The sequence below is a fragment of the Haliscomenobacter sp. genome, from assembly GCF_040403615.1.
In the GTDB taxonomy this organism is placed as follows: domain Bacteria; phylum Bacteroidota; class Bacteroidia; order Chitinophagales; family Saprospiraceae; genus Haliscomenobacter.
In genome coordinates this window covers 8,974-16,764 of the sequence record NZ_JBBAKG010000106.1, presented here as the reverse complement: position 1 = coordinate 16,764, position 7,791 = coordinate 8,974, and the positions used below count along the sequence as shown (strand labels likewise).

The 7,791-nt window shown below is 46.8% G+C and carries 4 protein-coding genes; 2 read left to right on the top strand and 2 right to left on the bottom strand.

The genetic code is table 11. The annotated features are described in order from the left end of the window. Positions 1-200 precede the first annotated feature (200 nt). Positions 201-4,022 (bottom strand): hypothetical protein, encoded by a 3,822-nt coding sequence (locus ABW391_RS24055; protein WP_353484451.1) that lies wholly within the window; start codon positions 4,020-4,022, stop codon positions 201-203. Between the two features lie 817 nt (positions 4,023-4,839). Here ABW391_RS24055 and ABW391_RS24050 point away from each other — a divergent pair. Further along, positions 4,840-5,310, top strand: a complete 471-nt coding sequence (locus ABW391_RS24050; protein ID WP_353484450.1) for a hypothetical protein — start codon at positions 4,840-4,842, stop codon at positions 5,308-5,310. 51 nt (positions 5,311-5,361) lie between these two features. On the opposite strand, the gene ABW391_RS24045 is transcribed toward ABW391_RS24050, so the two are convergent. Beyond that, a complete protein-coding gene (locus ABW391_RS24045) occupies positions 5,362-6,504 on the bottom strand; it encodes a helix-turn-helix transcriptional regulator (RefSeq protein ID WP_353484449.1) in 1,143 nt (380 codons plus the stop codon). A 262-nt stretch (positions 6,505-6,766) separates the two neighbouring features. On the opposite strand from ABW391_RS24045, the gene ABW391_RS24040 reads away from it, so the two are divergent. Then, on the top strand, positions 6,767-7,744 hold the full coding sequence (locus tag ABW391_RS24040) for a fimbrial protein (RefSeq protein ID WP_353484448.1): 978 nt from the start codon (positions 6,767-6,769) through the stop codon (positions 7,742-7,744). The last annotated feature ends 47 nt before the right edge of the window (positions 7,745-7,791 follow it).

Here is a 7,791-nt window from a genome sequence, read left to right as displayed (position 1 = left end):
GAGTTGTGATGGAGTTGTGTATTTGAATTTCATGTGTTTGAATTTCATGTGTTTGAATTTCAATTAAATAACATCTTAATTCTTTAAACAAAGATACAGCACATCACTTTATTTGTATTCTATGCATTTAAAAGACGCAACACACTACATCTATAGAATAGATCATACATTAAAAATGTAGTAAAGACAGGGTGGTTCGATCAATTGGAGGCAGCACTGCCATTGACATCCCCGACTTTGATGGCCATGAAATTGGCACTGGCATTGCCCGGCAGGTTATTCAAGCTGATGCTTTCGGGGAAAGTTGTTGCCCAGGGATTGGCCGGATTGGGAAATCGATAAGCGGCGCTCACAAATCGCCAGGACGTATTGTTTTGAAAAGCGGGATCGATGTTCAGGATCAATTTGCGCAGCTGAATCAGATCAAGGGTAGTAATCGACCTGGAATTGTTGGCATCGGCCGCAATGAGCTTGTAAGGCGAGCTCAACATTTGTAAGCCCAGGATGTGTTTTTGGATCAGCAAGAGGTCAAAAGTAGTCACTCCACTCAGGTGGTTTTTGTCCAAAAATGGCGTAATGGTATAGTCGTTTCCTTTGCCCAAGTTGTTGAAAGCAAAAGCCCCCTCCGTTGGCGAAATACAAGTCATCGAAGCCTGGCCGCTCAGGTGGAGCAATACCCCTGGCAGTTGCACCCCGCCTTCGGTAAGTACCAGGCCATTGATGGTCAGGGTATTTTGGGAGGATCCCGAAGCCGGACAAACCTGGCGTTTGTCGTATATTTCTACAAAAGTCAGGCAAAAATCGTGGTTGCCCGCTTCATCCCAGGCATGGAGCTCCAGCACAATGAAGCCCGATTCCAGGTCTGCACAGGTAAAGACAATCGAGCTTTGATCGGGGCGGGCGGTTTCCTTTTCCCGGTTGATGGAGTATTTAGTCACCAGTTTCAGGCCATTTTCTGTTTCAGGCCCCTGGCCGTTGCAGTCGAATACCCTGGAAGCCACAAAATCGGCAGCGGCCAGCGTGAGCTGTCCCGATCCGGCGCCATCTGGCAACAAATCAAGCGATAAGCCACTGAGACAGATGGGAGCCGGCCCTCGGCAATCTTCAATGCTAAAAGGGATGCGGGTAGGCAAGCTCAGGTTGCCACAATCGTCGCGCAGCACGGCAATCAGGTCATATTTGCCTTGGGGCAAAGCCAGCGCGTTGATTTCAAAACTACCCTGACCAAGGTCAAGTACGTTCCATGTGCTGGGATTGTAACGCAGCATTAGACTTGCATCCCGGGTTTGCTGAGGTGCGATCATCAGCAAGTTTTTTTCCAGGGTAAGCTTGCTGGAGCAGCGGTCTTTGCCCGTAACGATCATTTTTACATCGGCAGTACAATTTCCGCCTTCACGGATGCAGAATTTGGCGGGTTGGCCCGTTACCATCGGACTTTCGTCGTCATACACCTTAATGAGCTGAGTGTATACAAACGTGTGGTAGTATTCTCCACTGACGTTGCAAATCTTGGGATAAATGCGTTGGTCATCGGCATTGTTGGCAATTTGGTCCCTTGAGAGGTAAAATTCTTCATCCGAGTCGCGGTTGGCATCGCGCACCAGTACCGAAAATCGAACCTGTCCGGGCTTTCCAAAAGCATCACGCGGAATTTTAAAGCTTCCTCTTCCTTCAACAGGATCACCACAACGGTCATCGTAAGTGCACCAATTGGTGACGGTAAAGGTTCGAAAAACCTGAAAACATTCTCCCTGTGCCGCATCAAATCGTTTGTCTGAGACGCTGACAGACAGGATGTCGCAAGATCTTTCATTCAGCGTGATGGTGTCGCGATCATCCACTGTTTCCGCGATGGTTGGTACCTCGTCAAACAATTTTCGGGCCACAAAAAAGGTATCGATGATCTGGCTATTGCAGTCGGTGATCACATCCTTAGGGAAAGTAATATCGTACTGGTGAATGGCCCGAACGGTGATTTTTTGCGCACAAAAAACGGTGATGGGTCCCCGGGCAGTTTGCCTGGTCAGCGTCCAGTTCCGGGTGATCGTACCCGCGCCACACTTCAGCTCCTTTTTTATGGTGTAGAGCGTATCGAGCGGCGCACAGTCGTTGCCAGAGGTAATGGTTGCCTCACCAAAGCACAATGCAGCAGCTTGCGGGTTGTCAATTGTGCTCAGGCACTGCGCATCGCAATCAACCGTGAGGTCCTGAGGTGCAGTGCAAGCAGGGAGGATCTTGTCTTCGATCCGTAAACCATTGTGGCAAAAACTGCGGTTGCCGCTGCTGTCTTCGCCCCACAATTCAACGGACACATTTTCGGTCAAATCGCTGCAAAATACTTCCACAACGTTGGCCAGGGGCGTCATCAGGTTGCCATTTGCCCACACAAAAGTTTCGCCAAAATCGCTAAAATCTCCGTCGCCATTGTTGTCGATGCCGTCGTATACCCCTTGCAAAAATTCGCCATCGTCTTCGAAATCGCCATCTGCGTTGTTGTCTTTGCCCACTGCGGCGTCCAGTGTTCCGTTGTGGTTGGTGTCGTAGCCCTGGGCAATAAAAGTTGCCGCGCTTGCTGCAGCAACACTGCGGCGGGCTTTGATCCAGGCCAATTTACAGTTGTCCCAGGAGCCTGCATCCAGCTCCAGGGCGCTGACACGGGCATAACCGGCGGAATAACCGTTGCCGTTGCTCAAGGAAAGATTGAGTTGCGGGTCACACTTCATCACGGGTGCCACCTTGTCCAGTACCTCAAACTCGAAGGAATCCCGCATCGCGTTGTTGCAAGCATCGGTAGCTTCGATGATCAGGCGGTGGTAGCCAATGGGGATGCCAATCATCCTGCCATTGAGGATAGCGTATTCTGTTTTTACCCAATCCGGGGCAGTCACTGGGATGCCCATCCTGTATCGTTCTTTCGATTTGAGGCTTAAAGAAAGGTTGCCCAATGCACAGTTGTCGGCAAGGGTATACCCAAAAGCACTCCTGATGCCCGCAGCGCTGATCAGCAATGCCGCAGTACAATCCATTGGCCCGGTGGAGATATTCAAAACGGGAAGCTGCCTAGGATTGTTATTGGACACTCCGTTAAAGTAAGCAGGCCCAATCAGCCTGGGGCCCTGATTGTCGCCAATTTTGATCAGAACGCGCAGAGTATCGATAGCGCCTCCTGCGCACCAGTCGAATACAAAAATCTCGCGGCTGATTTTCAAGCCACGACCCCCACAAGTCGGAAACTCGGTGTCTTTGATGTGTACCGCATAGTTGCAAGCTGCTTCATCCAGGTAAACGTTCCGTGGATTGGCTGGGTTGTTGAAATAACTGCGGAAAGCAGGCATCACGTCGGCCTTTTTGATCAGGTTCTTGTCGGGGGTGCAGGAGTTGTACTGCACCACCCAGTCGTAGTTGGGGGCAGCAGGGGCAGCATTTTTGCCACAATCCCCAGCTCCGCGAAATTTCAGATCCGGGTTGATTGAGAAAGGAGTTTGTACACCGCAGGGCTCGGCCAAGGCCAGCGCTGGCCGAGCAAATGGAATCACCTGCACCACGCTGGAGCGCAGGCCATTGCAATCGGTGGCTACCCATTGGCGGTAAATGCGGGCATAAATACCAGTGGCCCTGATCGAATCACAACCGTAGTACAACACTTTGTCGCTCCACTGCAGGGTAGTATGGCAGTTGTATGGAAACCCAGGGTAGCCCAGGTTCAGGATGTTGTCTTCTGCCCATTTTGGGGCTTCTGCGCCAGGGATGGTCTGCGCCTCTGTGATGGCTGCTTTGGGAGAAAGGGTAGCCCCTTTATAGCCGATGGTCTTCGGGTTGTTCAGCACATAATTGAGGTCAAAACAAGCCAGAGTATCGACAGAGAAGTCGTTGGCCAGCAGTACAGGTACAGCCTGGTACGTGGCATGGGTTTGGCCAGCGAGCACATTTTGTGCAACAGGTGCTTTTGCAAAAAGCCCAACATTGTTGCAAAGCAGCAAGACCAGTAAGCTAAAAGCCTGGCTCAATACCCTTGTCTTCATTGGCATCAATTTTGATTTCCTGTTATAGGAAAATCATACCAAAAAGATGGGCCTGGCTTTCATTTGGCGATTGCTACATGTAATTAAACAGAAAACTACATGAAAAATGTTAGTTGGTTTGCGTGCAGGGGTTCCAGTTTAGATTTTTTTTGAATTGGGCTTTCGCCCAATCGTTTTTATAACCACGACGGCCGACGATTCATTTGGCTGCGCTAAATGCGCGACGTAAAACGACGAAAAGTGTGCAATAGCAGCGAGCTGTGGAAAGTAATGCCCCGAATTTTTCGCAGCTTCGCTGCTCTTTTTTGTAACCACGACGTACCCGACGAGCACGACGAATGGCTACCGCCACAACACGACGCAAAGCGTCGTTATCCAGCGCGGAGCGCTTAATCGTCGTGCTCGTCGTGTACGTCGTGGTTAAATTAAACATGAGCAGCGAAGCTGCGTAAAATATTGCATTGCAACAATAAAATCAAGCCCCTTAGTATCCCATACAGTTACTGCACTTTTTTACGACAACAAAACCAAACCATGTAGCTATGCTGCTTTTTTTCTAATGCGTAGATGATGTGAAAAAAAGATGGCTAATTTCCAGTGCAAAAAATCTTCTACTAATGCTGACATTTAAAGATAAAAATACCTCTGCTCCTGACTTTATTACAATGCTGGTTCAGGATAGAAATCCCTCCACTTTGGGTACAAAAAAATTACATTATTAATAGTTGCACTGTTTACCCTCCTTTTACTTGGAATGCTGCTGGTTGCATTTGGTTTTGCCGATCAAAAAATCTCGGCACCCGTTTCCACAAATACAATGATGAGTAGCGGTTCGGATGATGAAACTTCAGAACCCAAGATTGCCAACTGGTACTACCTGAAACGCAAAGACCGCATGACTATCCGAAAAGACTATGCGGTTTGTCATTCCATTGCCCATTTAAAAGGTGCCTATCCATCTGCATCGATGAGCATCTGGATTCAAGGCAGTGCGGGGCTCAATGAAGTGATGTTGTGCAGCCTTGGATGTGATTTTTTATCCAGTACAGTTGGGGAATTGTCGTTGCTCGTCCAGTTTGACCACGAGAATCCTGTGCCTTTCCAGTTCAGGCCTGCCGACGATGGCAACAAGAATACGATCTTTATTATTGATGCCAATCGATTTATTCAAAGACTCAAGACTGCCCAAAAAATCACGATCAATGCGCATTACAGTAAAGGAGTAACGCATCATGCCAATTTTAAGGTGAAGGGCTTGATTTGGGACTCAGGCACGATGAAATGGTAAACCCGCTATAAATCAAGACTGTACGTTAAAAAAACACATTGTCTTTTCCTTTCAGCTTACGAATGTCAGCACAAAGCTTTCCAAACTCACCTCTTCCGTCAACGCCAAGCGCTTGCGCAGGCGGTACCTTGCGGTATTGGTGCTTTGGAGAGAGATTTTGAGGATATCGGCCATTTCTCTGGAGCCGAGGTTCATCCTGGTCAGCGTCAATATTTTCAAATCCATGGGGGTAAGTGAAGGAAATTCAGTCAGGATACTTTTGAGAAAGAAAGGTTCGACCCGTGCGAATTGTTCCTGAAAGTATGCCCAATCATCTTCTTCATTGATTGTCTGGTCAAGAATTTTAAGGAAATTTTGCTTGGCAAGCCCTGATAAGGGGGCAGTTTCATCCAAACCGAGTACTTCCGTTTTTAGTAGATTGTTTACATTCTGTTTTTGCGCCAGCATCAGGGCACTCGAAGTCAGTTGGCGTTTGGACATTTCCAATTCATCGCTGATCCTTGATTTTTGTGCTTCAATGAGCTGGTTTTGTCGACTCAACACATCGGCTTGCTGCTCCAGCTCTTTTTCTAACAAAAACTGTTTGATTACTCTATCAAACCAAGTATTGGAAAAAACGAACACAAAGATGGCTACAATGATACAATAAACGGTTGCCACCAATTTTCCGGATTGCATTGATGTGGGTTGGATATTGATTAAAACCGCGGTCAACAGCATGATTCCAAAGACAAGCAGCACCCGACGCTTACTATCCACATAAAGATGACTAAAGACAAACAAGAGCAGCAAATAGTTGGCAAATGCCTGCAAAACGGAGGTCTGGGCGATAAAGGCAATCCTGGATAGGATGTTCACACCGTACGCCAGTATAATGACGTCTACTCTCCACTGCAATTGTGGCAAGGGGTAATCGCCTTGCTTTATCCGCGACCAATTGCGCAAAAAATGGATGGGGGTACCGTACAGTAACCACCACACTGCATTGCTGTAAAATAGCCAGCGGTAGCTGGGTTCGCGTTCAAACAGCCCTTGCTGGTAATGTTGCCAATCTATCCAATGATAGGCCAGGTGCGCCAGCCCACCGATTGCAGCACCCAACAAAATCAAAAAGACATTTTCCTGCAAGATCATCTTCTGGAATCCAGCTTGAAATTCTTGTGGAATTTGCCGGTTCAACCAATTGTTCGTCATTGACAATTGTAGTTAACAGCAGTTAAACTAAATTATGCTTTTTATACGAGTGATTATACTTTTCAATTGCCTACACAATTTTCACCAATATTTGCCAATTTGGTTTTCAATACACTACATGATTTATGTAAAAAACCCGTGATATTTACAACAATCAGGGGTTGTCTATTAAACATCTATTGTTGATTTCTCACAATCTCGACAAAAGGCCAGATCATTGCAAAGAAAACTACAAATTTACAAAATACTAACAAATCATACTATGAAAAAGTTTAATAACTACATCCTGCTGCTGCTGTTTTGCAGTTGCTCCAGCATTATTTTTAGTCAGATCACTTACGTACAGGAATTCAATGGTTGCAGTGGCCAAACCTGCGAAAAGTGGAAACTTAGTGGTGGTTTGGTACAAATTTCAGCCACCCCAATTCTGGGTAGCCAACCAATCACGCCCAACAACCCGGCGGCACTGGGAAATGTAAACAAATTCCATTCGGTCAGCCTGAATACAACTTCGGCGCTGGGCATTTCCAACGGACAGCCCGCAACATTTGGGTTTACCTACAAGTGTATCAACTACCATTCAGGAGAAACCAGCCCTGCGTTATCCATTGCATTTGATGTTTATTGGGCAGCTTCTCAAGTCGGCCCCTGGTACTTGTTGGAGTCGTTTATGAATTCTTCCAACCACAATTCGGCAGGCATAAAGCAGGTTTGCCCTACTTTCACTCCTGCTTTAGGCGCTCCTGTTTTTATCAAAATTCAAGCTACCATGAATACTCAAAACAGCGACTTTGTGGACAGTTGGGTGGTCATTGATGATGTTGTATTGGATCAACCCGAGAAAGACCTTAACGCTGTTACTGCTGCCAAATCTGTTGCTCATGAGCAAATTGAGGCTAATTTTTGCGAAAAAGACCAAAGTATTTTACTTGAATGGGCTACGAGCGCCAGCCATTATGCCTACTTCAGTATTGAGCGCGCTACCGCCCATTCCGATTTTAGAGCTATCGGCAAGATATGTGGTGGAAAACCAAAGAACGAATTGCAATCCTATGTTTTTGTGGATCAAAAACCTGTTTTAGGCAAACAGTATTTTTACCGGGTAAAAATGGTGGATTTCTACGAGCATTTCATCTACAGCCAGGTTGTCAAAATCAGGGTGGACAAGTCCGTAAGAAAGGCTAAACTATTGCGTCAATTCCCTATTGAGGCCAATTACTCGTCCCAGGCATCTGAATAAAAGTGACAAAAAATAAATCCTAATAAATGAAGTACAAAAATCTATTT

What these genes read in the sequence shown, in the direction of transcription:
- ABW391_RS24040 (WP_353484448.1), top strand. Translation starts at nt 6,767, where the DNA reads ATGAAAAAGTTTAATAACTACATCCTGCTGCTGCTGTTTTGCAGTTGC.
- ABW391_RS24050 (WP_353484450.1), top strand. Translation starts at nt 4,840, where the DNA reads ATGATGAGTAGCGGTTCGGATGATGAAACTTCAGAACCCAAGATTGCC.
- ABW391_RS24055 (WP_353484451.1), bottom strand. Translation starts at nt 4,022, where the DNA reads ATGAAGACAAGGGTATTGAGCCAGGCTTTTAGCTTACTGGTCTTGCTG.
- ABW391_RS24045 (WP_353484449.1), bottom strand. Translation starts at nt 6,504, where the DNA reads ATGACGAACAATTGGTTGAACCGGCAAATTCCACAAGAATTTCAAGCT.